The 25,451-nt window shown below is 50.5% G+C and carries 19 protein-coding genes; 6 read left to right on the top strand and 13 right to left on the bottom strand.

Annotated features, from left to right (window positions below):
• Positions 1-29: 29 nt before the first annotated feature.
• Genes ACI4J0_RS07950 through zapA form a run of 4 tightly spaced genes read right to left on the bottom strand, consistent with a single transcriptional unit; the run spans position 30 to position 4,551 of the window.
• Positions 30-1,370 carry an MATE family efflux transporter gene (locus ACI4J0_RS07950; RefSeq protein ID WP_439765276.1) on the bottom strand — a complete coding sequence of 447 codons (1,341 nt, stop codon included), beginning with the start codon at positions 1,368-1,370 and terminating at the stop codon, positions 30-32.
• 8 nt (positions 1,371-1,378) lie between these two features.
• Positions 1,379-1,654, bottom strand: coding sequence for a DUF4321 domain-containing protein (locus tag ACI4J0_RS07955; RefSeq protein ID WP_439765277.1), 276 nt, complete (start codon positions 1,652-1,654; stop codon positions 1,379-1,381).
• A 32-nt stretch (positions 1,655-1,686) separates the two neighbouring features.
• Positions 1,687-3,750 carry a DUF3656 domain-containing U32 family peptidase gene (locus tag ACI4J0_RS07960; RefSeq protein ID WP_439765278.1) on the bottom strand — a complete coding sequence of 688 codons (2,064 nt, stop codon included), beginning with the start codon at positions 3,748-3,750 and terminating at the stop codon, positions 1,687-1,689.
• 6 nt (positions 3,751-3,756) lie between these two features.
• Positions 3,757-4,551, bottom strand: coding sequence for a cell division protein ZapA (gene zapA / locus ACI4J0_RS07965; protein ID WP_439765279.1), 795 nt, complete (start codon positions 4,549-4,551; stop codon positions 3,757-3,759).
• Positions 4,552-4,930: 379 nt separating this feature from the next.
• Between zapA and ACI4J0_RS07970 the strand changes: the two genes are divergently transcribed.
• The 6 genes from ACI4J0_RS07970 (at position 4,931) to ACI4J0_RS07995 (ending at position 15,748) form a co-directional block, all read left to right on the top strand.
• Positions 4,931-7,294: a SpoIIE family protein phosphatase gene (locus ACI4J0_RS07970; RefSeq protein WP_439765280.1), complete on the top strand. Its 2,364-nt coding sequence runs from the start codon at positions 4,931-4,933 to the stop codon at positions 7,292-7,294.
• Between the two features lie 242 nt (positions 7,295-7,536).
• The gene (gene glgB / locus ACI4J0_RS07975) at positions 7,537-9,693 is read left to right on the top strand and encodes a 1,4-alpha-glucan branching protein GlgB (protein ID WP_439765281.1); all 2,157 of its coding nucleotides are present in this window, start codon (positions 7,537-7,539) and stop codon (positions 9,691-9,693) included.
• 219 nt (positions 9,694-9,912) lie between these two features.
• Positions 9,913-11,121 carry a glucose-1-phosphate adenylyltransferase gene (locus ACI4J0_RS07980; protein WP_439765282.1) on the top strand — a complete coding sequence of 403 codons (1,209 nt, stop codon included), beginning with the start codon at positions 9,913-9,915 and terminating at the stop codon, positions 11,119-11,121.
• A 30-nt stretch (positions 11,122-11,151) separates the two neighbouring features.
• The gene (glgD, locus tag ACI4J0_RS07985; protein ID WP_439765283.1) at positions 11,152-12,276 is read left to right on the top strand and encodes a glucose-1-phosphate adenylyltransferase subunit GlgD; all 1,125 of its coding nucleotides are present in this window, start codon (positions 11,152-11,154) and stop codon (positions 12,274-12,276) included.
• Positions 12,277-12,422: 146 nt separating this feature from the next.
• Positions 12,423-13,844, top strand: a complete 1,422-nt coding sequence (glgA, locus tag ACI4J0_RS07990; protein ID WP_439765284.1) for a glycogen synthase GlgA — start codon at positions 12,423-12,425, stop codon at positions 13,842-13,844.
• A 203-nt stretch (positions 13,845-14,047) separates the two neighbouring features.
• On the top strand, positions 14,048-15,748 hold the full coding sequence (locus ACI4J0_RS07995) for a putative bifunctional diguanylate cyclase/phosphodiesterase (protein WP_439765285.1): 1,701 nt from the start codon (positions 14,048-14,050) through the stop codon (positions 15,746-15,748).
• Between the two features lie 231 nt (positions 15,749-15,979).
• On the opposite strand, the gene trpA is transcribed toward ACI4J0_RS07995, so the two are convergent.
• The 9 genes from trpA to ACI4J0_RS08040 form a co-directional block, all read right to left on the bottom strand.
• Positions 15,980-16,765 carry a tryptophan synthase subunit alpha gene (trpA, locus tag ACI4J0_RS08000; RefSeq protein WP_439765286.1) on the bottom strand — a complete coding sequence of 262 codons (786 nt, stop codon included), beginning with the start codon at positions 16,763-16,765 and terminating at the stop codon, positions 15,980-15,982.
• Positions 16,766-16,792: 27 nt separating this feature from the next.
• On the bottom strand, positions 16,793-17,983 hold the full coding sequence (trpB, locus tag ACI4J0_RS08005) for a tryptophan synthase subunit beta (protein WP_439765287.1): 1,191 nt from the start codon (positions 17,981-17,983) through the stop codon (positions 16,793-16,795).
• Complete coding sequence (locus ACI4J0_RS08010) at positions 17,980-18,603, bottom strand: phosphoribosylanthranilate isomerase (protein ID WP_439765288.1); 624 nt, start codon at positions 18,601-18,603, stop codon at positions 17,980-17,982. The genes trpB and ACI4J0_RS08010 overlap by 4 nt, the downstream gene beginning before the upstream one ends.
• Positions 18,600-19,385, bottom strand: coding sequence for an indole-3-glycerol phosphate synthase TrpC (gene trpC / locus ACI4J0_RS08015; protein ID WP_439765289.1), 786 nt, complete (start codon positions 19,383-19,385; stop codon positions 18,600-18,602). Before trpC ends, ACI4J0_RS08010 begins: the two co-directional genes overlap by 4 nt.
• 1 nt (position 19,386) lies before the next feature.
• Positions 19,387-21,024, bottom strand: a complete 1,638-nt coding sequence (locus ACI4J0_RS08020; protein ID WP_439765290.1) for a bifunctional anthranilate synthase component II/anthranilate phosphoribosyltransferase — start codon at positions 21,022-21,024, stop codon at positions 19,387-19,389.
• A gap of 382 nt (positions 21,025-21,406) precedes the next feature.
• A complete protein-coding gene (gene trpE, locus ACI4J0_RS08025) occupies positions 21,407-22,924 on the bottom strand; it encodes an anthranilate synthase component I (RefSeq protein ID WP_439765291.1) in 1,518 nt (505 codons plus the stop codon).
• A 543-nt stretch (positions 22,925-23,467) separates the two neighbouring features.
• Positions 23,468-23,737, bottom strand: coding sequence for a late competence development ComFB family protein (locus tag ACI4J0_RS08030; RefSeq protein ID WP_439765292.1), 270 nt, complete (start codon positions 23,735-23,737; stop codon positions 23,468-23,470).
• 26 nt (positions 23,738-23,763) lie between these two features.
• On the bottom strand, positions 23,764-24,933 hold the full coding sequence (locus ACI4J0_RS08035) for an AGE family epimerase/isomerase (RefSeq protein WP_439765293.1): 1,170 nt from the start codon (positions 24,931-24,933) through the stop codon (positions 23,764-23,766).
• The gene (locus tag ACI4J0_RS08040; RefSeq protein ID WP_439765294.1) at positions 24,924-25,439 is read right to left on the bottom strand and encodes a hypothetical protein; all 516 of its coding nucleotides are present in this window, start codon (positions 25,437-25,439) and stop codon (positions 24,924-24,926) included. Before ACI4J0_RS08040 ends, ACI4J0_RS08035 begins: the two co-directional genes overlap by 10 nt.
• Positions 25,440-25,451: the final 12 nt, after the last annotated feature.

The raw sequence follows: 25,451 nt of genomic DNA on the forward strand, positions 1-25,451 counted from the left end.
ATTTTGTTCTTATGCACAAAAATGCTCGTTTATTCCATTATGTCCCCGCCCTTCAAAGCGTTTCTGAGATAAACCATACCCGTAATATCCGCCAGCAGCCACCCGATAGGAACAGCCCACCATATCCCCTTCACCCCGATAAAGGGAACGGGCGAAAGGACATACGCCAGCAGCACTCTCGTGCCCAGGGATATCACCGTCAGTATCAGTGACATCTCAGGCTTTTCAATACCCCGATAAAAGCCGTACAGCAAAAACAGTATGCCAATGCCGATGTAAAAGCTGCCCTCAATGCGCAGATATCCCACGCCGATGCTTATAATATCCGTCTCCTCCGCCCTCACAAATATCTGCATAAGCCGGGGCGAAAGGAAAAATATAATGACCGAAACGCAGAGACAAAAGACGGAGGATATCTTCACAGCCTTCCGAAGACCTTCTCTTACTCTGTCCCGCTTGCCGCCGCCGTGATTTTGTGAAATGAAAAGGGAGAAGGCGTTGCCGAATTCCTGTGCAGGCATATATGCAAAGGAATCTATCTTCACCGCCGCCGCAAAAGCCGCCATGACCGCCGTGCCGAAGCTGTTCACAAGCCCCTGTATCATCAGAATGCCAAAATTCATCACCGACTGCTGAACGCAGGCGGCAAGGGAGTTTCGCACTACTCCGAAAACCGTTTCACGTGACATCTTGACCTCGCCTATTTTCGGGAGAAGCCAAGTCTCCTTTATCAGCACATAAGCGCCAAGTCCAACTCCCGAAACAGCCTGAGCGATGACCGTAGCCAGCGCCGCACCCTTTATTCCCATTCCGAATGTGACCACGAACAGGATATCGAGCATAATATTTATTACCGCCGCCCCGCCGAGAAAGCACAGGGGTATCATAGAATTTCCCACCGAGCGAAGGAGGAACGCAGAATAGTTATACAGAAAAACAAAGAATACGCCGAAGAAGATGACCCAAACATATTCCCTCATAGAGCCGTAAATATCTGTGGGGACGTTGAGGATATGTAAAATAATGTCAATTTCCCCGAAAATAAGCCCGTTAACAATAACGGTAAATCCGCCGATAAACAGGAATGAGACCGCAATGCTGTTTCTGAGCATAGCTGTGTCATTCCTGCCGAACCATAGGGAAAAAACGCTGCCGCTGCCCATGCACAGCCCGATAATAACGGAGGTTATGAAGGTCATAAGGGTGTATGCTGAGCCCACCGCCGCCAGAGCCCCCGAGCCTAAGAATTTTCCCACAATAAACGAATCGGCAATGTTATAGCACTGCTGCAGCAGATTACCCAGTATCATGGGATAAGCAAACAGCAGCAGTGCCTTTGTAACATTGCCTTTTGTCAAGTCCTTTGTCATTTTTTCTTTCACAGTCCCTTACAGGTCTTGTTATAAGCAATAAGCGCCGCAATGACGCAGATTATCTGAGCGGCATTCACCGAAAGGGTGAAGCCGAAAGCAAGCCTAAACACGATGAGGTCGAGAATAACGGGCGCACCCGTGTCAATTCCCACCGACATATCATATGCAAGCCAGCCCAGATAAGGCACACCGCTGCAAACCCTTGCAATGACCGTGCCCAGAACTATCCCCGCCAGCAGAAAAAACAGAAAAGCGATAGTCCGCTTGAAATTTTCCTTCATTTGTTTGAACATCCTTTCAATGGGGTCTGCCCTCAGACTATCCCTCTGTAGTAAAGTCCCCGTGTGAATTTCCCTTCGGGGCTGCCGCGGCGGATATACCGCTTTATGACCTCCTCCGCCTGCTTTGGCGGCATATTCCCCATATCCAGAAGAGCGAAGGCGGCACCCTTAAACTGTGATATCTTGTCCGACGTCTCAAGAATGTCGCAGTTTCTGATACGTGCGTATTTTTTATTATCGCATTCAACGGGAAATACCCTTCCCGTCCTGTCCGTGACCCCACCCGTGCAGCTTTTGCAGCCGACCTGCGCCCGTATGGGGCAGTTGCGGGTTATCATAAGAGGGAGCCTGCCATAGGCGTAAAAGCCTGTGGGGATAGCTTTTCCGAGAGCGGAAAACTGCGCCGCCTTCATCTCAAAGGAAGCGGTGATGTCCGAAAGTCCAAGCTTTGCATATTCCTTCACGGCATAGGAGTTTGTGACATTAAGCCCCGTACCCCCGTGAATGTGCACATCGCCAAGCTCCTTCAGCACACCCAGATGGGTAAAATTCCCGCATACAAAATGTTCACAGCCCCTTGCTTTGATTTCGGAAAGCTCACGTAAAAGCCCATCCTCATCGGTAACGATATCGGGCAGCGACACAGCAATTTTTTCGGGCGGAATGTCCTCGGGAAGTCCTTTGCAAATACTAAAAGGTACAATAACAAGCTCCGCATATCCGATCGCCATACGAACAGTATCAATATTGCCTGACATCACACGAATGACGGGCTCTGCCACATCATTTCCCGAAACGACCTTATCGGGAGAATGACCTGTCATATCATAACGGGGCGTATTCCTTTCGATCATCAGCCTGTCGCACCGGGAAACCGCTTCCCTGCGCAGTCTGTTAAGCTCCGAGGCAGGCAGCGTGATACCCGTGTCTATCCTGCACCTGATGTCTTCAAGCACGTATCTCGTGCCCCCGAGCTTAGAAAGCTGCTTTGTCACATCATCGGGAGTAAGGCACCTGTTTCTTGCAGCCTCGGGCACCATACCAATTACCTCGCCCCTGATATCACCCGAAGAAAAACGCAGAGACGAGGGCTTTCCCTCTTCAAGTGTAAACTCAAAGCTAATGCCGCCGCTTTTTTTCTCGTCCTTGTAAAGAGCAGAAAGTACGGGCAATACCCTGTCTGCCGAGACAACGTCCTCCTTGCGCCTGTGACCGAACATTTCCTTTCCCGTTTTCCCCGTAAGATAGCCGTCCGTAAAGCCGCTTCGTGAGAAAACCGCTTCAAGCCTTGCCATATCCTCGGAAATGTCCCTTTCCCCGTCGGCAGCCTTTCGTACAGCAGTTACAGCCGCCGCCACATACTCGGGTCTTTTCATGCGCCCCTCAATTTTAAACGAAGCGCAGCCTGCCTCCGTAAGCTCCCCGATATGGCTCACCAGAGACATATCTTTAAGCGACAGCGCATAATGCTCCTCTTTGGCAAATGCGGAAAATGGGAGCCTGCACGCCTGGGCGCACTGCCCCCTGTTGGCACTTCTCGAGCCGATAAGAGCGCTCATATAGCATTGCCCCGACAGACACATACACTGCGCCCCGTGAACGAATACCTCCGTCTCAACGCCCGTATCGCAGATCCTTTTTATCTCCGGAAGAGACAGCTCCCTTGCGGGCACTATCCTGCAAAAGCCTGCATTTTCCGCCGCTTTCGCCCCGAGCGGCGTGTGAACGGTCATCTGGGTAGAGCCGTGACGGGGCATATTCGGAACTGTCATAGCCGCAAGATACGCCCCTCCCATATCCTGTATGATAAGCCCGTCAACGCCTGCCTCGGCGCTTTTTCTGACCTCATTGCAGAACTCCTCCGCCTCGCTGTCAAAAATCACCGTATTCATGGCGCGGTATAGCTTCACTCCGTGGAGATGACAGTATTCGACGGCAGCTTTAAGCTCCTCGTCCGAAAAATTGACGGCGTTCGCTCTGGCGGAAAAAAGCTTTCCGCCCGCATAAACTCCGTCAGCGCCGCACCTTACAGCGGCATAAACGCTTTCGAGACTGCCTGCGGGAGCAAGCACCTCGGGCTTTCCTGTTTTATTCATAGGTTTTTAACGCCTTTTCTTTCTGCTTTTCCTGTTCTGAGGGGGAGGGGTCAGGTTATCATCTTGTGTATTACCGCCATCATTCTGAGCTTCTGCGCCTGTTCCTCCGTCAGCCCCTCCGTGTTCGCCGCTATCCTGTGTTTCGGAGCTTTTACTGGCGTCCGAGCCGCATTCGGCAGTCTGGGCGGGGGCTTGCGCTGTCTTTTCTTCTGCATTTACAGTCTCCGAGGGCTTTTCGGGCTCCTCGGGCGCAGCACTCTCCTTTTCGGGAGCAGTCTCTGCGGGCTTTTCCACGGTAACATTATCGGAAACCTTTTCTTCCGCTTCCGAAACCATGGCTTCCGTTTCGGAAGCCGCCTCGGGCACATTCTCCTCCGCATAGATAGTCACCGCAGGGGAGATGGTGTTTTCCAGAACAAGCTGCTCGCATTCGTAGCTGGGACGCTTTTTAAGCTCCTTTATCTCCTTTTCGAGAGCAGCTATCTTCTCCTCGAGAGCCTTGTTCTTGTCCGCAAGCTTTTCCTTTTCCTTGCGCGCCTTGGCGGTCTCCTCCACATAGGCTTTGATCTGGGTGCGGACGTTCTCGATGCTGTCCGCAGCCTTCTGAGCCTCGTCAAGAGAGGTGAGCGCAACGAATACGGCGGCATTCTGCACGCCGAAATTGGGCTTAGCCTTGACTAAGTCGCCTATCTCCTTGTCCACGCGCTTTGCAAGGGAAATGAGATAATCGGGGGTCTCGTCCGTTTGAAGATTATATTCCTTTCCGCATATCGTGACCGTAACCTTGTTTACAATATTCATTTGTCCGTTCCTTTCGGCATATATTTTTACAACTGAATTTATTATACATCATCTGCGGATAAATTTCAAGACGGTATGAAGGAATTATTTGTCATATTCCGTATTTTTTTGATTTGACTGTATACTATGCTAAGATATTTGTCGGGAAAAAGCGAGTCCATGCAGCCGTATGACAATTTCCCGACCCATGCCGACGCGCTTCGGGGTATGTATTTCCCGTACAAGCTTTTTCGGGAGATATCCCGAAATTTCCGCCAATGGAAAATTAGATTTATTGCGCCCTTATGACATTATTTGCACATTACGGGGCGTATAATCGGAATATATATCCCGAAAAAAAGAACGGTAAAAAAAGACAAACGAAAGGAAGAAAAAAGGTATGGTAACAAAAGCGGAAAAAACGGGGGAGACGGCGGTCCGCCCGTCGGGAAATGCTTTGGCGGCAAAGCAGGGCAGAAAAGCGGCGTCGGCGGTCATCTGGGCGTTTGCGGGCTTTATCATCGCGGATATGCGCATAGGCGGGGGAACGTCCCCCTTCGGAGCCTCTCTTGCGGCGGCGGGAAGTCCCCTCTGCGCTGCGGCTGCGGTTTTCGGAATGTTCGGGGCATGGGCGGCGGCAGGGAGCCTGTGGAGCCATATTGCAGAGCTTGCGGCTGCTGCGGTAACGGCGGTTTTTGTTAAGCTCTTCGGCAGAAAATGCTCTGCAAGGACCCGCGCTCTTGCGGCAGGAGCGGCTTATTTCATAAGCTCGGCGGCGGTGAGCGCGGGAAACAATGGCGACTGGATAATGTTCCTGGCAGTGTTTTTCAGAGCGGTGATGTGCTTCGGAGGGGCATACTGCCTCTGCGAAACGGTTCGGACGGTGAAAAACGGCTTTTACTCCGATGGCAGCCGGGGCAGCCGGGGCAGCCAAGGCAGCCAAGATTTCAGAGCGGCAGCCATGGGAATTACATATATGCTTCTGATATGCGCCTTGTGTACCCCCCACACGGACTTTATAAACCCCGGCAGGATAGCCGCAGGCTTCTGCACTGCCGCAGCCGCAAGGAAATTCGGAAGAGCGGGCGGAGGAGCTGTGGGGATACTTTCCGCAGGTGCATTCCTCCTTGCAGAGCAGTCTCTGGGGCGCAGCGGAGCAATGCTCGCCTTTGCGGGGCTTGTAACGGGAATGTACGCGTCAAAGGGAAAATACGCCGTAAACGCCGCCTTTATCCTTTCGGCGTTCGGCATAACGGCAGCTGCGGGAATGCCCTCGGGAACTCCGGGATTTATTGCGGATACGGGGCTTGCGGCGGCGCTGTACTGTATTATCCCCGAGGGGCTTTATCTGCCGAAGCTAAACGGCATATTCGCCTCTGAGGAAAAAGCGGATATCCGTTCGGACAAGCTGATGTTTGCGGCAAAGGTGCTTGAGGAGGTGGGGGAAGATGTTCAGACGGCTGCGGAGCTTTTTATGCGCCGTTCGGATAAGATGGGAAAGGAGCCTTATGAGGAGGTCAAGAGCAGCGTTTGCGGCAGTATTTGCACGCAGCGCAGGTGCAGTGCGGCTTGCGGCAGCATTTCGCCTGACGGTATCGAAGGCTGCTTCAAAGCCGCACAGAGCATTGCTTCGGTTTCGGGCAGGATTACTGCAAAGGAGCTGCCTGCGGGCTTCGAGGGCTGCCCGAAAAAGGATCAGATCGCTGACGGCTTCTGCCGCGCGGCGGGAGCGGAAAGGATATCCCGCCGCAGATCGGCGTACCTGCGGAGATTTTTAGAAGGGGCTTCCGAGCAGCTTTCCGCCTCCTGCGGAATGATATGTGAGCTTTCGGGGAACGGAGAAGAGGAGCTTCGTCCCGATGAGGAGCTTTCAAAGGTATTAAAAAGGCTCCTTGAGGAGGAGGGTTTTGCCGTCCGCTCGGCTCAGATAGCCTTTGACGGCAGGCGCAGACCCTTTTCCGAGGCGTTCATCACAGCTGCGGAGGGCTTTCGTGACATTCATCTCAGCGGCGTTTCCGACCGTCTTGCCGCCCTTCTGGGAGTGCGTCTCGCAAGACCCGTCACCATGCTCTGCGGCGGTGAAAACGACCGCCTGTGCCGCATAAGATGGCGTACCGAGGGCAGATATGTCCCCGACTGCGAGATAGAAGCGGAGGCGGCGGAAGGCTCCTCCTGCGGCGACAGCCACACCTGCTTCGAGGACGGTCTGGGACGTTACTACATAATCCTCTCCGACGGCATGGGCAGGGGCGGGAAGGCGGCTTCCCGAAGTGCGCTGGCGGTAAATCTTCTCCGCAGAATGATAACAGGCGGAATCGGCAGGAAAAACGCCGTGAAAATGCTCAACGTCATAATGACCGCCGCTTCCTCCGAGGAAATTTTCACCACCGTAGATATCTTCTCCGCCGACCTCTACACGGGCGAGGGCAGGCTCATCAAAATGGGAGCGGCTCCCACCGCCGTGTTTACCCGTGAGGAGGGGGAAAGCCCCGTAATGAGCGTCTACAGCGACAGCTCCGCTCCTGTGGGGATAATAAACGGACTTTCCGTCACCGAGGAGCGGATAAGCCTGAACGAAAGCTCACGGGTGCTTATGACCACCGACGGCATTGACATAACAAGCGCCGCCGTTGCCGCAGTGCTTGAGAACGAGGGACTTACCTGCGGTCAGATGTGCGGCAGGATAATGGCGGCTGCGGAGGAGACGGAGGGGGAAAGACCCGACGACAGAACAGCCGCAGTTTTCAGATTATACCCCGCATAATTTCTTCTAAATCGTTTTATTCACCAAATATTTACATTTTTATATCCTACATTAAGGAAATCTCTTGTTATATTGCACAAAGGGTATGTAAGAAATAAGTGAGATTTGTAAAACTTTTACAAGACCTCTTGTAATCTAATGCATAATCTGTTAAAATATTAGTAAGATAAGCGGAGCTGTATGACAAAACGAAAAAACAGTCCGTATTTTATATGATTTGAAAGGTGGATATATCTGTTATTATGAGTGAAAATAAGAAAACTTCCTCTATCGGAGATTATGATTTCCCGCTCTTTGTTTTCCACGAGGGCAGCAACTGCGAGGCATTCAATTTCTTCGGCGCTCACAAGGGCGTGAAGGACGGCAGGGAAGGCGTATATTTCCGTGTATGGGCGCCCAATGCCAAGTCCGTATCGCTGGTGGGCGACTTCAATAACTGGGACAGAAGGAAAAACCCCATGTACCGTCTGGACGACCCTACGGTATGGGAGATATTCATTGAGGGCGTGGAGCAGTATTTTGCATACAAATACAGCGTTGAGACCTCTCATATGAGCGTTGTGGACAAGGCAGACCCCTACGGCGCACACATGGAGCTCCGCCCCAACACCGCCACAAAATATTTCGATATCGACAGCTACGAGTGGCATGACCAGAAGTGGTACGAGTACAAGAAAAAGACCAATGTCTACAAGAGCCCCATGAACATCTACGAGGCGCATCTCGGCTCATGGAAGCAGTATGAGGACGGTTCGCCCTTCGACTATGTTAAATTTGCCCATGAAATGTCCGATTACTTAAAGGATATGGGCTACACTCACCTGGAGCTCATGCCCCTTGCGGAGTACCCCTATGACGGCTCCTGGGGCTATCAGGTCATCGGCTACTATGCTCCCACCTCGCGCTACGGCACTCCCGAGCAGTTCATGCAGATGATAGACATCTTCCACCAGAACGGCATAGGCGTTATCCTTGACTGGGTGCCCGCTCACTTCCCCAAGGACGCCGCAGGTCTCTTCGAATTTGACGGCGACTGCTGCTACGAGTACGCAGATCCCCTCAAGAAGGAGCACGCTGCCTGGGGAACCAGAGTATTCGACTACGGCAAGGGCGAGGTAAGAAGCTTCCTTATCTCAAACGCCGTTTACTGGATAGAGAAATTCCATGTGGACGGTCTGAGAGTTGACGCTGTTGCTTCAATGCTCTACCTTGACTACGACAGACGGGAGTGGAGACCCAACAAGAACGGCGGTCATGAGAACCTTGAGGCTATCGAGTTCCTGCAGAAGCTCAATACCACCGTTTTCTCCAGAAATCCCGACGTGCTGATGATAGCCGAGGAGTCCACCGCATGGCCCATGGTCACAAAGCCTGCCGATGTGGGAGGACTGGGCTTTAACTTCAAGTGGAATATGGGCTGGATGAACGACACCCTTTCCTATATGCGCACCGACCCCATCTACAGAGCGGGGGATCACGGCAAGCTCACCTTCTCCTTCTTCTATGCCTTCAGCGAGAACTTCATTCTCCCCATCTCCCACGATGAGGTAGTTCACGGAAAGGCTTCCCTTTACGGAAAGATGAGCAGCGGCACCATGGAGGGCAAATTTGCCAGCCAGAGAGCCTTTGCCTCCTATATGATCGCCCACCCCGGAAAAAAGCTCAATTTTATGGGCAATGACTTTGCGCAGGTCATCGAGTGGAACTACGAAAAGGAGCTTGACTGGATGCTCCTGGGCTTCGAGACCCACCGCAAGATGAACGATTTCTACAGAGATCTTAACAATCTCTATAAGAATACCCCCGCCTTCTGGCACGACGATGATTCCTGGGACGGCTTCAAGTGGATATGCGCCGACGATTACACTCAGAGCGTCATATCCTTCAGGCGAATCGACAATTCCGACCCCGAAAAGCCTGCCGAGATAATCGTTGTCTGCAACTTCGTTCCCGTCAAGAGGAGCGATTACAGGATAGGCGTTCCCTACGAGGGTACATACGAGCAGATATTCTCCACCGACGATATCAAATACGGCGGCAGCGGAGAGGTGGACAACGGCAGGATAAAGGCAAAGGAATATTCAATGCACGGCTGCGATTATTCCATCAGCCTTACCATTCCCGGGCTGTCCGCAATGTTCTTCAAGTATGTTCCCCCGAAGCGCAGGAAAAAGACAGGCGAGAAGATCGACGTTACCGAGACCGCTTCTGTAAAGGAAACAGCTTCTAAGAAAACAGCTTCCAAGCCTTCTGCAAAGAAAACTGCCGGAAAGACGGCGGCAAAGAAGCCTGCTTCTGCGAAAAAGACTGCTTCCCAAAAAACGGCAGCGGAAAAGTCTCCCGAAGAGGCTCCCAAAAAGCGGGGCCGCAGACCCAAGAACGATAAATCAGCGGAGTAAAATCGGGAACCTCGTTTAAACCTCCTTCTCGGCAAATTTTCTATGACTTTGTTCGTCTTCTGCGTTGACAAACCTTGTAATACATCAAGTATTACGGCGGTAACTGCTTGCAGTTGCAGCTGCCATTGAAGCCAAACAAAGTCATGGACGAAAATTTGCTCGAGTCCCGGTTTAAACGAGAACCCCAACCGCATAATACCGAAAGGAAGGATTTTAAAGATGTACACTAAAAAAGAATGCGTCGCAATGCTTTTGGCAGGCGGACAGGGCAGCCGTCTGTATGCCCTCACACAGGATATGGCAAAGCCTGCCGTTCCCTACGGAGGAAAATACAGGATAATCGATTTCCCCCTCTCCAACTGCGTTAACTCGGGCATAGATACCGTGGGTGTTCTCACCCAGTATCAGCCTCTGGTCCTTAACGATTATATCGGAAACGGCCAGCCCTGGGACCTTGATAAGCAGTACGGCGGCGCTCACTGCCTGCCTCCTTATCAGACCGCTCTGGGCGCAGAGTGGTACAAGGGCACCGCAAACGCCATTTACCAGAACATCGCTTTCGTTGACCGCTACAATCCCGATTATGTTGTAGTTCTTTCCGGCGACCACATCTACAAGATGGATTACAACGTAATGCTCAGCTACCACAAGGAGAAGAACGCCGCTGCCACTATCGCCGTTCTGGACGTTCCCATGGAGGAGGCTTCACGCTTCGGCATTATGATAACCGACGACGACGGCAACATCGTGGACTTTGAGGAAAAGCCCAAGAACCCCCGCTCCACCCTTGCTTCAATGGGTATCTACATCTTTACCTGGAGCAAGCTGAGACAGTACCTCATCGACAATGAGAACAACCCCGATGAGGACAAGGATTTCGGCAAGGCTATCATTCCCAATATGATGAACGCAGGCGAGAAGCTTGTTGCATGGACCTTTGACGGCTACTGGAAGGACGTCGGAACTCTTGACTCCCTCTGGGAAGCAAATATGGACCTTCTTAACCCCAATATCCCCATCGACCTTTATGACCCCGACTGGAAGATGTATTCCAGAAACCCCGTTCTCCCTCCTCAGTACATAGGCGACAATGCCAACGTTGAGAACTCTATGATAGCAGAGGGCTGCAACATTGACGGAAATATCGACTTCTCCGTTATCTACGAGGGAGTTACCATTGAAAAGGGTGCTACCGTTACCGACTCCATCATTATGCCCGGCACCGTTATCAAGGAGGGCGCAGTGGTCGAGTATGCCATCGTGGGCGAGAACAGCATCATCGAAAAGGGCGCACACGTGGGCGCACGTCCCGAAACGGTGGAAAACCGCGACGACTGGGGCATTGCAGTCATCGGAAACAAGATAACCATTTCTGAGGGTCAGGTCGTTGGTCCCAAGCAGATGGTCCCCGATATCAAGAAGAAGTAAGAGCTTTCACGGAAGGAAGGTTAATATACAATGAGCTTAAATAAAAAGATACTGGGCGTAATTTTCGCCAATATGCACGAGGACGTAGTTCCCGAGCTTACCCGTCAGAGAACAATGGGCTCGGTCATGTTCGGCGGCAGATACAGACTTATCGATTTCACCCTCTCCAATATGGCAAATTCGGGCATTGACGAGGTGGGCGTTGTTACCAAGTCCAACTATCAGTCCCTCCTTGACCACTTAGGCTCCGGCAGAGAGTGGGATATGTCAAGAAAGAACGGCGGACTTCATCTGCTGCCTCCTTTCTCGAACCTCACCAGCGGTATGTACAGAGGCAGACTTGAGGCTCTTTACGGAATTACCGATTTTATCCGTCATTCCGACGCAGACTATGTTATCATGTCCGACTGCGACGTTGTAACAAGCCTTGACTACAACAAGCTTTATGACGCTCATGTAAAGAGCGGCGCAGATATCACCGCTGTTTACGCAAAGTCCTACCTTGACCTTGACGCTGCCGCTCATACCAACGTTTTCGGCATTGACACAGACGGACGCATCAACAACGTCCTCATCAATCCCGAGATAAGCGGCGAGTGCAATATCTCCCTCAACACCTATATCATCTCCAAGCCCCTGCTCATGAGCATGATAACAGACGGTGCCGCAAAGGGCGTTTACAGCTTTGCAAAGAGCATTCTCCAGGCTCAGTGCAGCAGATACAAGATAATGACCTACAAGCACGAGGGATATTTCTCCAAGATAACCTCCATCAAGAGCTACTATGACGCAAATATGGCTCTCCTGAGCACCGAAAACAGAAAGGGACTCTTCCCCGACAATGCTCCCGTTTACACCAAGATACGCGATAATCCTCCCGCAAAATTCGCTATCGGCGCAAAGGTAAAGAACTCCCTTATCGCTGACGGCTGTATTATCGAGGGCACAGTCGAGAACTCCATTCTGTTCAGAGGAGCAAAGGTGGCAAAGGGCGCTGTTGTCAAGGATTCCATCATTATGCAGGACAGCATTATCGGCAAAAACTGCAGCATAAGCTGTGTTATCACCGACAAGGTCGTTAATATTTCCGACCAGAAGATACTTACAGGCTCTGCAAATTACCCCATCTACATCGGCAAGGGCGCAGAGATCTGAGAAGTTTCAATCAAAAGCCAGCACAGGCTTGATATCAAAGTATGACGTCGAGCCTGCGGCTTAGTTTCCGCAGGCTCGGTTTTTCTGAGAGAAAGATTTTTGATTTGCGGCAATTATACCTTCCGAGAGAAAGGATTTGAATATATATGAGAATACTGTACACAGCTTCCGAAGCGCTTCCCTATGCGGCTTCGGGAGGACTGGCAGATGTGGCGGGCTCCCTGCCTGCGGCTCTGTGCAAGGCGGGACACGACTGTCGCGTAGTTCTGCCCTTATACAAAAGCGTTAAGCCCGAACTCCGCGAAAAGCTTAAATTCGTCAAGAACTTCACCGTGGACGTGGGCTGGAGAAAGCAGTACTGCGGCGTGTTCGAGGGCGAGGCAAACGGCGTTACCTACTACCTCCTCGATAACGAGTATTACTATGCAAGAGACGGACTTTACGGCTTTTACGACGACTGCGAGAGATTTGTATTCCTCTCCCGCGCGGTTCTTGAGCTTATCAAGCAGATAGACTGGAAACCCCAGATAATCAACTGCAACGACTGGCAGACCGCTCTTGTTCCCGTTTATTACCAGACCTACTACAAATTCCAGTACGGCTATGAGGACATCAAGACCGTTTTCACCATTCACAACATTCAGTATCAGGGTCGGTACGGCATGGACGTTATCAACGATATTATGGGCATACCTATGTACCATGCAAAGCTCCTTGAGTATGACGGCGCGGTGAACCTTATGAAGGCAGCCTTTGAGACCGCCGATAAGATAACCACCGTTTCCCCGAGTTATGCCTGGGAGATACTTGACCCATGGTATTCTCACGGTCTTGACAGGGCGCTCACCAACAAGCAGTACAAGCTCTGCGGTTTCCTCAACGGCATTGACACCACTCTTTACGACCCCGAGCACGACCCCCTTCTCCCCGCACATTTCACTGCCGATGATATCTCGGGCAAGGCAAAGTGCAAGACTGAGCTTATGAAGTCGTTGAAGCTTGCCTCGGGCGACGAGCCCCTTATCGGCATTATCACAAGGTTTGTTTCCCACAAGGGTATAGACCTTATCAAGTATGTGTTCGAGGAAATGCTGAGTCTGGGCTGCAAATTTGCGGTGCTGGGCGCAGGCGAGAAGATATACGAGGACTTCTTCAAGGAGATGGCATGGAGATATCCCGACAAGGTAAGCGTTACTCTGGGCTTTGTGCCCGACCTTGCAAGGAAGATATATGCAGGCGCGGATATGTTCCTTATGCCCTCCCAGAGCGAGCCCTGCGGTCTGGCGCAGATGATATCCATGCGCTACGGCACCCTGCCCATCGTAAGAGAGACGGGCGGACTCAGAGACAGCGTAAGAGACGCGGGCGGCGAGAACGGCAACGGCTTTACCTTCAAGACCTACAACGCTCACGATATGCTGAACGCCGTAAACAGAGCCTGCGACTATTATCAGGACAAGGAAGCATGGGCTAAGATAGTCAGCGAGACTATGAAAAATGATTTCAGCTGGGATAATTCCGCAAAGCTGTACATCGGTCTTTACAAGGAGCTTGCAGGGGAAGAATAACAGGCAGAAAATAATTCTCAGACCCGGGCGCGCTGTTCGGGTCTGATTTTCAGCCCATAGCGCATTATGCGGTATCGAAACAAGCGTAAGTATAATAAAATTTAGCACAATGACAATTGACAACGTTTTCATATTGTGGTATAATTTTACATAAGTTAAATAATTCATCGGGAGTATCATAAATTTTTGAAAGGGAAATTGGAATGGAAAACTGTGCATTTTGCAGGGGCGTTATGACTTTTCTGGAAAAGATAAATGAGAATGCTGTTGATATGGACAATGCCATCGGTGAAGTATGCAAGGCTCTTGAGCTTGCTGCAGGGGATCTCAGACTGGGCAGAGTGCAGCTGTCTCTCTCCGCTCCTCCCAATGAGTTTGAGCCTGAGGGGGTCGTCAAAAGCGGCGAAATGTTTCTGAGTCCCGAAGGATATGAGAATGACGGAGTGGTAATAAATTATACGACTCATGAGGGCGGAAAGGTCGTTTCAGAATTTATGCCTGTCAGGGGCGAAAAGTGGAACGATGAGGAAAAGGCTATGATAAGCCTGATTTCCAAAAACTGTTATATAATCACAGGCAGAGCAAGAGTTATGTCCCTTATGGAAAAAAGCCTGTACATCGACCGTATGACGGGTATCTGCAACACTGAGGGCTTTATGAAATACGGCGGTATGCTGGTTGCAAGGCATCAGCTTGTTAACTATGCCGCTGCTTTTATCAATATCAAGAATTTCAAATATGTAAATCAGCTTTTCGGCAGCAGGCAGGGCGATGTGCTGCTGAAGAAATTTTCCCTGGCAATGGATAAATTTGTAAAGGACGACGGCAAATTTGCCAGACTGGGCGGAGATAATTTCGTCCTCCTTATCAAAAAGGGCAGGATAACCGACCTTCGCGCCTTTGTGGACGCTCTTTCCTTTGAGATGGGCGAGGGCGAGATGAAGCAGCTTTATAATCTCAGGCTCCGTATGGGCATTTATGAGGCTGTGGAGACCGATACCATGGGGGATATCATGAACAAGTCCTCCATAGCCTTCAACGCCGCAAAAAGCGACGAGCGCAAGGACGTTGTGTTCTTCTCCCCCCTGCATCTGGAAGAGGCTATACATAAAAAGAAGATCTCCACGCTGTTCCCCATGGCTCTGGAAAGCGGCGAGTTTGTGGTCTATTACCAGCCGAAGGTCCGCCTTTCGGACAACAAGCTCTGCGGCTGCGAGGCGCTTTGCCGATGGGTGAGAGACGGGCAGATTGTTCCCCCCATGGATTTTATCCCCGTTCTCGAGACAGAGGGCAGCATATGCAGGCTGGATTTCTTCGTTTTTGAAGCGGTCTGCGCCGATATAAAGCGTTGGCTGGAAATGGGACTTGACCCCGTCAGGGTATCGGTGAACTTCTCCAAGCGCCATCTTCACAATCAGCGCCTTGCCGACCAGATACTTGGCATTATCAGAAAGTACGGTATAGACGGCAGATATATCGAAGTTGAGCTAACGGAGATGACAGGCGCCGAGGACCTTACCGCCATGAGCGTTTTTGTGGAGAGAATGAAGGACAACGGTGTTGCCACCTCCATCGACGATTTCGGAACGGGTTATTCCTCGCTTAATCTCTTAAAGGACCTTGACGTGGACGTTATCAAGCTGGACAAGTCCTTCTTCACTAATATAAACGAGTCTGACGGCGGCATTTCCACCGACAGGATAGTTGTCAAGAACATTGTTAATATGGTGAACGAGCTGAATATGGAGGCAGTTTCCGAGGGCGTTGAAACTCACGCACAGGCGGAGTTCCTGCGTGATAATCATTGCAGCATGGCACAGGGCTTCCTCTTCGACCGTCCCCTTCCCAAGGAAGAGTTTGAAAAAAGACTTTCCGATGAAAGCTTTTATGCGGATAAGGGCTAATATCTTTTAAAAAAATGACCCCGGGCTGCGGCTGATTTAAAACCGCAGCTCGGGGTCATTCGTTTATGTATTATACTAATTCTAAATCGTTCTATAGACAAAGCCGACAGATAGAATAAGTCCAGTCTAGGAAAGCGACCGCAGGCGGGCTTGCCGCCCGGCAAGGGAGCTTGACGACGAATGGGCTTATTCTAGCCGAGGATTTGTCTATAGGTTGATTGAGAATTAGTATCATTCCATAGCGTCCTTCAGGCTCTTTACAAATTCTCCCACAGCCTTCGGGGAATTTGCGCCGTTTGCCTCCATTATCCGCACAATGGCGCTGCCCACGATAACTCCGTCGCAGTAGGCGGACATTTTTTTTGCCTGCTCGGGGCTTGAAATGCCAAATCCCACGCAGCAGGGGCATTTTGCATTTTCCTTTATCAGTCCGAAAAATTCGTCGAAATCCGTCTTGAATTCGGAGCGGACGCCTGTTACGCCGTTTGAGGAAACGCAGTATAAAAATCCTTCCGAATCTGCGGCAATACGCTTTATCCTGTCGTGGGAGGCAGGGGAAACAAGGTTGATGTTATGCACACCGTACTTCTGCGCCGCAGGAAGTATCTCCTCCCTCTCCTCATAGGGCATATCGGGAACGATAACGCCGTCAACGCCCTTTTCTTTGCACAGGGAGAAGAATTTTTCGGTGCCGTACACGAAAATGGTGTTCAGATACATCATAAGGATAAGAGGCTTGTCGGTCTCTTTGCGTATCTCGTCCACAGCGGCAAATATCCTGTCAAGAGTAGTGCCGCCCTTCAGAGAGCGGAGAGAGGACTTCTGAATGGTAACGCCCTCGGCAATGGGGTCGGAGAATGGAACGCCCAGCTCGATTATATCCGCGCCCTTATCAAACATTTCAAGAGCGGTCTTTACGGTGGTGTCCATATCGGGGTCGCCTGCGGTGATGAAGGTCACAAGAGCCTTTTTTTCCTGAGCTTTAAGCTCCCCGAAGCATTTATCTATACGGTTCATAGTGATAAATATCCTTTCTTTGTAAAATCATGAGTTTTCGATGTTATGACCTCTGTAGCGTGCAACGGAGTAAACGTCCTTGTCCCCTCTGCCCGAGAGGTTGATGACGATTATCTGCTCCTTGCCCATTGTGGGAGCTATCTTCATTGCCGCAGAAACTGCATGGGCGGACTCGATTGCGGGGATAATTCCCTCGGTCTTTGAGAGATATTCAAAGGCGCACACAGCCTCTTCATCGGTAACGGGAACATATTCCGCTCTGCCTGTTTTCCAGAGGTTTGCGTGCTCGGGGCCTATGCCGGGGTAGTCAAGACCTGCGGAAATGGAGTAAACGGGAGCTATCTGACCGAATTTATCCTGCAAAAACATTGACTTCATTCCGTGGAAAATTCCCACGCTGCCGCAGGAGAGAGTTGCGGCGGTGTCGGCGGTGTTTATACCTCTGCCTGCCGCCTCTGCGCCCACAAGCCTTACAGATTTGTCGGGGATAAAGTCATAGAATGCTCCCATGGCATTGGAGCCGCCGCCTACGCAGGCAACCACGCAGTCGGGAAGCCTGCCCTCGCGCTCCATAAGCTCAGCCTTTATCTCCTCGCCCACGATCTTCTGGAAATCCCTTACCATTTCGGGGTAGGGGTGGGGTCCCATTACGGAGCCTATGCAGTAGAATGTGGTCTCGATATTTGTACACCAGTCTCTCATTGCCTCGTTGATGGCGTCCTTGAGGGTGCAGGTGCCGCTGCTGACGGGAACTACCTTTGCGCCTAAAAGCTCCATTCGGTAAACATTGAGGGACTGCCTTTTGGTGTCCTCCTCGCCCATATATACGCAGCACTCAAGCCCCATAAGAGCGCATACCGTCGCGGTGGCAACGCCGTGCTGACCTGCTCCCGTTTCTGCAATGATGCGCTTTTTGCCCATACGCTTTGCAAGGAGGATCTGTCCGAGAACATTGTTTATCTTGTGCGCGCCTGTGTGGTTCAAGTCCTCGCGCTTGATGTACACCTTTGCGCCGCCCAGATCTTCTGTCATATGCTTTGCAAAGTAGAGCATTGAGGGGCGGTTCGCATAGTTTTTGTACAGCTCCGCAAGCTCAGCCTTGAAATCGGGGTCGTCCTTGTATTTATCATATGCCTCTTCAAGCTCGTGAACGGCGTTCATTACAGTTTCGGGAACGTACTGTCCGCCGAACTCGCCAAATCTTCCAATCCTATTCATATCTGTATTCCTTTCTGCGTTATATCGCGGTAAAGCTCTGTTATCCTGCGTATCTTTTCCCTGTCCTTCACGCCGTCCGTCTCAACGGAGCCCGAAAGGTCGATATCCGGACAAATTTTCAGAGCCGCACCTATATTATCCTCGCCTATTCCTCCTGCAAGGAAATAGGGGAGGGAAATGTTCGTGTTTTTGATGATGTCCCAGTCTGCCACAATGCCTGTGCCGCCAACGGCGTTTTTTACAAAGCTGTCAAGGAGCAGGCGGTCACAGCCCAGCTTTTCGGCACGGAGTATATCCTCCGATGAACGGACTCTGACGGCTTTCCATATCTCGCAGCTTACCGGGAGGGAGCGGATATATTCCCCGTCCTCGTCTCCGTGAAGCTGTATCACATCAAGCCCGAGCCTTTCTGCGGCGCACTTCACATTCTCCCCGGGCTCGTTTACGAATACGCCCACCTTTTTTATCCGCTTGTCAAGAAGCCTTGAAAGCTCCTCGGCGGTGGTCATATCCACCGTTCTGCGAAAGCCCTCGGTGAGTATCATTCCGATGTAATCGGGAAGAAACTCGTTTACGATACTCACGTCCTCCCGCCGCCTTATTCCGCAAAGCTTTATCATACGCCCTCCCTGAGAGACTTCATACATTCGGAAATGCCCGTCAGACCGCTTCTCATAAGAGTTTCACCGATAAGCACTCCGTCAGCGCCCCATGAGCGGGCGGATATCATATGCTCGTTGTTTTTTATTCCGCTTTCGCACACAAGAAGTGTTCCCTCGGGGATAAGCCCCGCAAGACGCTTGGTGTTTTCGATATCCACCTCAAAGGTTTTCAGATTTCGGTTATTCACCCCGATGATATCGCAGCCCATTCTCACAAGGCGGAGCACCTCTGTATCATCGTGAGCCTCGCAGAGAACGTCAAGTCCCAGCAAGTGAGCCAGGTCATACAGCGGCTTGAACTCCTCGTCTGTGAGCAGGGCGGCAATGAGCAGAACTGCGTCTGCGCCGATCGCCTTTGCCTCATATATCTGATACTCGTCAAATATAAAGTCCTTGCGGAGAAGGGGAATGTTCACATTTTTTCTGATATCCGAAAGGTACTTTGACGAGCCCCGGAAATAATGCTCCTCTGTGAGGCAGGATATTGCCTTTGCCCCTGCCTTTTCGTATTCACGGGCAATTTTTACGGGGTCAAAATCGGGCTGGATAAGTCCCTTTGAGGGGGACGCCTTCTTTACCTCGGCAATGACCGAAAGTCCCTCGTCTGCGATCGATTTTTTGAAGCTGTGAACGGGAAATGCGGCATTTGCTGCACGCTTTTTCATCTCAGCGGGGGAGACAGCCGCCTTTTCCCTTTCAAGCTGTTCTTTTCTCTTTGCTGCTATTTCATCAAGTATCATATCAAACCTCGTTTGTAAATGCTTTCATCTCATTAAGCTTTGCGAGAGCCTTGCCGCTGTCTATCATCTCTTTGGCAATATTGACGCCCTCTGCGATATCCTTTGCGCCTCCTGCGCAGTAGATCGCGCAGCCTGCATTAAGGATAACTGTATTTCTCTTTGCGCTCATGTCCTTTCCGCTTAAAATGTCAAGGGTTATCCGTGCGTTTTCCTCGGGTGTGCCGCCCTTTAAGTCATCGGGTGTGCAGTATTCAAAGCCGTAGTCATGGGGGTCGATGTCGTAGTTTGTTATCTTGCCGTTCTTTACCTCGCAGACGTGGGTAACGCCTGTCATGGTTATCTCGTCAAGTCCGTCGCTGCCGTTTACCACCATTGCGCCCTTTATGCCAAGGCGGATAAGCACGTTTGCCATAAGGTCGGCAAGCTTTTCGTCGTAAATTCCCAGGACGATATAATCGGCAAGAGCGGGATTTGTGAGGGGACCTAAGATATTGAAGAAGGTGCGGCAGCCTATTTCCTTGCGGACGGGAGCCACAAATCTCATTGCACCGTGGAAAAACTGTGCAAAGAGGAATGCGATGCCTGTTTTCTCAAGGCACTTTGCCGCATTTTCGGGGGAGAGCTTGATGTTTACGCCCAGGGCGTCAAGGCAGTCTGCGGCGCCGCTCTTGCTGGAAGCGGCTCTGTTGCCGTGCTTTGCCACGTTTATACCTGCTGCGGCGATAACAAAGGAGGAGGTGGTGGAGATATTGAAGGTGCCTGCCATATCGCCGCCTGTGCCCACGATATCCACAGCTGAACGGAAGCCCTCTATCACAGCCGCCTTGCTTCTCATACCTTTTGCAAAGCCTGTTATTTCAGTGATGGTCTCGCCCTTCATGCGCATATCTATAAGGAACGCGGCTATCTGAGCGGGGGTAGCGGCGTCGCTCATAATGATGTTCATTGCGTCAAAGGCTTCCTCCTCGGTGAGGTCGGAGCCGTCAACGGCTTTGGCGATGTATTTTTTCAGAGCGCTTCTCTTCTCCATGGGAATGGGTGAAACGCCTGCGCCTGTGGTCTTTACTCCCACCACCTGAGTGAGGAAATTGGAGATGATATTCACGCCCATTTCCGCAAGGATCGACTCGGGGTGGAACTGCACGCCGTAAATGGGATATTCCTTATGCGCCACAGCCATGATCTCTCCGTCCTCGGTCTCGGCGGTTATTTTAAGGCACTCGGGGAGGGATTCTCTTTCGATTATGATAGAATGATATCTTGCGGCGGTTATCTTATCGGGGAGACCCGAAAAAATGGGGCAGGAGCTGTCTATCTTTATTACGGAGGATTTTCCGTGCATGGGAGCCTTTGCTCTGACGATATTTCCGCCGAATGCCTCGCCTATGGACTGATGTCCGAGGCAGATGCCGAAGATGGGGAGCTTTCCTGCGAAATACTTTATTGCTTCAACGGATATGCCTGCGTCCTTGGGATAGGAGGGACCGGGGGAGATGACCAGTGCCTCGGGAGCCATTTTTTCTATCTCGGGAATGGTTATCTCGTCGTTTCTGAAAACCTTGATATCGTTATAAAGGCTTGCCATTGCCTGATATACGTTATAGGTGAAGCTGTCGTAGTTATCTATCATTACTATCATAGCGGATTTTCCTTTCTTATGATGTTACTTTGTTCGAGGCTCGGCAATGCGCCCAAAGGCGCATTGTGTTAAGGGCAAGCCCTTAACAATCCCTGGGGAATGTGTCTTGTTCCAAGCCCGCCCTCTATCGCAGGGCGGGCTTGTTTACAAGACCAATCCCCTCCCCCAAAACAGTCCACAGGACTGTTTTGGGGTTCACCCCTTTGCGGAGCTCTTGCAAGGATAAGGAGTTTCGCAGATAAACTCTGTTTATCATTGCGGAAGGGCGACAAGGGGGCGATGTGTCTTGCCCACAAGACAAGCCCCCTTGACCCCTGCAAGCCTTTGGAAAAGGCTTGAGCGAAACTTTTATCTTTTGGGGACAATTTCGTATGTGGGGACTTTACATTTGTGCGGCTCCGTTCAGTGCGTTAAGCACTGCTGCTGCCTTACGTTTGGTTTCCTCATACTCATTTTCGGGAATGCTGTCATAGACGATTCCTGCGCCTGCCTGGACATATGCCTTGCCGTTTCTGAAAAGCACTGTTCTGATGGCGATACAGGTATCGATATCTCCCGAGAATGCCATATAGCCCACTGTGCCGCCGTAAAGTCCGCGCTTTACGTTCTCAAGGCTGTCGATTATCTCCATAGCCTTTACCTTGGGTGCGCCCGACAGCGTTCCTGCGGGGAGGACGGACATCAGTGCGTCAACGGGAGTTCTGCCCTCTGCAAGCTGTCCCTCAACGTCGGAAACAAGGTGCATTACCTTTGAATAGCGCTCGACTCTCATAAAGTCTGTTACCTTCACCGTTCCCGGGGCGCAGACTCTTCCCACGTCGTTTCTGCCCAGGTCAACAAGCATGGTATGCTCTGCTCTTTCCTTGGGGTCGTTTTTGAGCTTCTTCTCAAACTCGATATCCTCGTCTGCCGTTGCGCCTCTGGGATATGTGCCTGCGATGGGCTTATTGAGGACAACGCCGTCCGTAACGCTTACCAGCATTTCGGGAGACGCGCCTGCGATGCAGTAATCCTTATGGTCGAAGTAGTAAAGGTACGGGGAGGGATTTGTGGAGCGGAGCATTCTGTAGACATCGAAGGGGTCGGGGGGATTTTCCGCTTCAAAGCGCTGGGAGATAACTATCTGGCTGATATCGCCGTCCGTGATATGCTCTCTGCACTTTTCAACCATCTCGCAGAACTGCTCTTTGGTGTAATTTGACCTGACGGTTATCTCCGCAGGGGTGAGCACCTTGGGAGCGGGCTCGGGAACGTATCTGCAAAGGAGCTTTCCCAGCTTCTCCGCTCTGTCTCCGAGGCTTTCGTACATCATCTCAGCCGCCTTGTCAAAGCTTTCGCCCGATTTTTCAGCCAGCTCCTCTATGGCTTCCTTATCCATATTGAGGATAATTACCGCTCTGTTTGAAAGGTGGTCATAGGCGACTATCTCGTTGTAGATGAACATATTTGCGTCGGGCATATCAAGGTCATCATTCGGTATATTTGTCAGCTTCTTTTCGTAATATCTCGCCATATCGTAGCCGAAATATCCGATAAGACCGCCTGTGAGCTTGGGATAGTTTATAAACTTGGGGGACTTGTATTTCTCCATGATATCCGAGAAAAGCCTTACGGGGTCGGAAGCGTCCTTAACTTCCTTTCTGCCGTCGGAGTAAATGATATCCGCCTGCTTATTTTTTACACGTATCTCCGCCTTGGGCGCGAGACCTATGTAGGAATAGCGTCCCCAGCGGTTTGAGTTGTCCACCGACTCAAGGATAAAGCAGTTTTCGTAATTTTCCTTGAGTATCGCGAACATTCTCACGGGGGTGAAGCTGTCTGTCAGCAGCTCGTAAAAAACAGGCACTGTGCCATAGTTTTTCAGATATTCTTTTGTCTCTTCAAGTGCGGGATACATCATAATAAACCTTCCTTTCTGATAATAACAAAAAAGTCTGCCGTCCTCTGACAATACACAAACGTGTATCATCAAGGGACGACAGACATTACTTACATTATCCGCCGTGGTGCCACCCAGGTTGCAATGGAGCTTTATACCCATTGCCTCTTATCGGGTATCTGTGCCAAATATAAAAGCATTACCGAAAAATTCGATAATGCTGTACTTTTTCTGACAAGAAATAAAAGTACGCAGCATTTCGCATCAATACCCTTTCCTTTTACGCAGGAATTACGGCTCAGGCTACTATTTGCATAACAAAATTCACCCTGCTCCTCACAAACCCATTCACATCTGCTGTTCATATCGGACTTCCACCAATGACCGACTCTCTGTAATGCCGTCACAAATGCTACTTGCTTTTGTTCATAGGATTTTATTCATATTAAATTGTAAATTCAGTATACCACCCGAATTTTAATTTGTCAATAGGCATATTGGCAATATTGTAATATCCTACAAAAATCTATATCAGATTTGTAGGATATTACAATATTATATCTTTTATTCATCTTCGGTATGCTTGGGGTGAGCGCTGACAAGGTTTATCGCCTTGAGTATTTCGATGTCGATATCCGCATTTTTCTGGGGGAGCATACTGTTTATCCTTTTAAACAGCATTCCCTCCGCAGTATTTACATATGCGGGCTTGATGTTGTTGAGAGCTATTGCCATCATATCGCACACGCATTTTTCGCATTTGCAGCAGTCGTATTCCTTTAATAGCTCGGGCAGTCTCTGTTTTACAATTTCCTCGTTAGCGTTTACCAGCATTTTAGCCGTCCCCTTTCAAGCTGAATTTAAGCGTCGATACCCCTGTTAATTATTTCAATACACATTCTGCCGTTGTGGTAAGGGCATTTCCACTCGTTTACCATTGTGAACTTAGGCATTGGCTTGCCGTTATAATCCACCTCAGCCCACCATTCGCCGCCCGGACGCTTATCTATCTGAACATCTCTTATCCAGCCCCAGATATTTGCCGCAGCCTCAAGGAACTTCTTATCGCCGCTGTGCTGATATGCATTCACAAAGCCCACAACAGACTCTGCCTGCACCCACCAAACGCGCTTCTTATCTATCTCAGTCTTGTCCCGCTCGTTGTTAAGGGAGTTGTTCTCATATGCGATATCAAGGATATTTTCCGAAATGCGCAGATCGATCCCTGCCCATTTATCTATGTACTCCTTTTCGCCCAGAACGTCGCAGGCGCGGTCAATGAGCCAGCTTGCTTCGATATCGTGACCGTAGGAATGGATATCGCCGATAACGTTCAGCTCCCTGTCGAAGAACACCAGAAGCTTGTTATTTTCGCTGTCGAATATCTTCTTTTCGCTGATGTCAAGGAGGAATCTGAGCCTTGCCTTGACTCTTTCATCGCCGCTTGCTTCGAAAAGAACGGTGTAGCCCTCGATAAGGTGGAGGACAGTGTTCATGGTCTTGTCAGCCATAAGTCCGTTTTCGCTGAGAGCGTCATTCTCAATGAGCTGCCAGTTTATGTCAAAGGCTTCCATATATGCCACATCGTCGGTGCATTTTTTCTCCACAGTCTCGAAAAGCTCAAATGCAAGGTCGAGAGCCGCTTTATCCTTGCAGGCAAGGTAATAGGTGGACAGGGCATAGATAGCGAACGCCTGATTATAGGTGTGCTTCATGCTGTCCATAACGGTGCCGTCGTAGTTCATCATCCAGTAAACGCCGCCGTTTTCCCTGTCTACGCACTTGTCTCTCAGGAACTCATAGGCGTGGCGGGCATTGTCAAGGTTCTTTTCGCCGCCTACTGTGCGGTAGCAGGAGGAATAGAACCAGAGTATTCTTGAATTGAGGATAACGCCCTTGCCGCCCTTTTTGTCAAGGTTGAGTTCGTTGTCCATCTGACCGTAAAAGCCGCCGTATTCATCGTCTCTGAGAGCGTCCCAGAATGGGATGATGTGGTTTAAAAGCTCGTTTTTTACTTCATTTATAAGCATTGCTTTTCCTCTTTTCTTGTATATATGCCTCCGCATTCGGTTCCTTTAAGAAGTCTCCTGCTTACGCTGAAACGGCTTTCGGAAACCTTGCCGTCCTTTACAATTACACAGAAGTATCCATAATTTCCCGATTTTTCCGTGCCGCCCATCAGACAGCGGAGAAATTTTACAATATCTTCCTCCAAGCCGTCAAGGAGAGCGTATTCGTAATAATTCCGATAATTGCTTTCCTCCCAGGTGGAGTATGCCAGACTGCCGCTGTAAACTCCGTCCGAAATAATGACGTTTTTCTTTACTTCGCATTTTGTCATATATGTGGCAAAATTTGTATAGACAAGCTTTGCGTTGGAATTTGCAGTCCCTCGCTCGCAGCCTGAGCAGCCGTAGGGGTCAATAAGCCCGTACCCAAAATATTCGGTAAAGGGCAAAAGTACAACGAAAAGGATAATGCCGATAACGGTCAAAGGAATAATATGCTTTTTTCGTCTCGGTATCACCCTTGTCATACCCTCACACCC

Source organism: Huintestinicola sp. (assembly GCF_051882455.1).
GTDB lineage: Bacteria > Bacillota > Clostridia > Oscillospirales > Ruminococcaceae > Huintestinicola.

Bases quoted from the DNA above. Each gene is read 5' to 3' on its own strand.
- ACI4J0_RS08040 (WP_439765294.1), bottom strand. From the start codon at position 25,439: ATGACAAGGGTGATACCGAGACGAAAAAAGCATATTATTCCTTTGACC.
- ACI4J0_RS08035 (WP_439765293.1), bottom strand. From the start codon at position 24,933: ATGCTTATAAATGAAGTAAAAAACGAGCTTTTAAACCACATCATCCCA.
- ACI4J0_RS07960 (WP_439765278.1), bottom strand. From the start codon at position 3,750: ATGAATAAAACAGGAAAGCCCGAGGTGCTTGCTCCCGCAGGCAGTCTC.
- ACI4J0_RS07950 (WP_439765276.1), bottom strand. From the start codon at position 1,370: ATGACAAAGGACTTGACAAAAGGCAATGTTACAAAGGCACTGCTGCTG.
- ACI4J0_RS07995 (WP_439765285.1), top strand. From the start codon at position 14,048: ATGGAAAACTGTGCATTTTGCAGGGGCGTTATGACTTTTCTGGAAAAG.
- glgD (WP_439765283.1), top strand. From the start codon at position 11,152: ATGAGCTTAAATAAAAAGATACTGGGCGTAATTTTCGCCAATATGCAC.
- ACI4J0_RS08010 (WP_439765288.1), bottom strand. From the start codon at position 18,603: ATGATAAAGCTTTGCGGAATAAGGCGGCGGGAGGACGTGAGTATCGTA.
- ACI4J0_RS08020 (WP_439765290.1), bottom strand. From the start codon at position 21,024: ATGATAGTAATGATAGATAACTACGACAGCTTCACCTATAACGTATAT.
- ACI4J0_RS07980 (WP_439765282.1), top strand. From the start codon at position 9,913: ATGTACACTAAAAAAGAATGCGTCGCAATGCTTTTGGCAGGCGGACAG.
- ACI4J0_RS07955 (WP_439765277.1), bottom strand. From the start codon at position 1,654: ATGAAGGAAAATTTCAAGCGGACTATCGCTTTTCTGTTTTTTCTGCTG.
- trpB (WP_439765287.1), bottom strand. From the start codon at position 17,983: ATGAATAGGATTGGAAGATTTGGCGAGTTCGGCGGACAGTACGTTCCC.
- glgA (WP_439765284.1), top strand. From the start codon at position 12,423: ATGAGAATACTGTACACAGCTTCCGAAGCGCTTCCCTATGCGGCTTCG.
- zapA (WP_439765279.1), bottom strand. From the start codon at position 4,551: ATGAATATTGTAAACAAGGTTACGGTCACGATATGCGGAAAGGAATAT.
- ACI4J0_RS08030 (WP_439765292.1), bottom strand. From the start codon at position 23,737: ATGCTGGTAAACGCTAACGAGGAAATTGTAAAACAGAGACTGCCCGAG.
- glgB (WP_439765281.1), top strand. From the start codon at position 7,537: ATGAGTGAAAATAAGAAAACTTCCTCTATCGGAGATTATGATTTCCCG.
- ACI4J0_RS07970 (WP_439765280.1), top strand. From the start codon at position 4,931: ATGGTAACAAAAGCGGAAAAAACGGGGGAGACGGCGGTCCGCCCGTCG.
- trpE (WP_439765291.1), bottom strand. From the start codon at position 22,924: ATGATGTATCCCGCACTTGAAGAGACAAAAGAATATCTGAAAAACTAT.
- trpC (WP_439765289.1), bottom strand. From the start codon at position 19,385: ATGATACTTGATGAAATAGCAGCAAAGAGAAAAGAACAGCTTGAAAGG.
- trpA (WP_439765286.1), bottom strand. From the start codon at position 16,765: ATGAACCGTATAGATAAATGCTTCGGGGAGCTTAAAGCTCAGGAAAAA.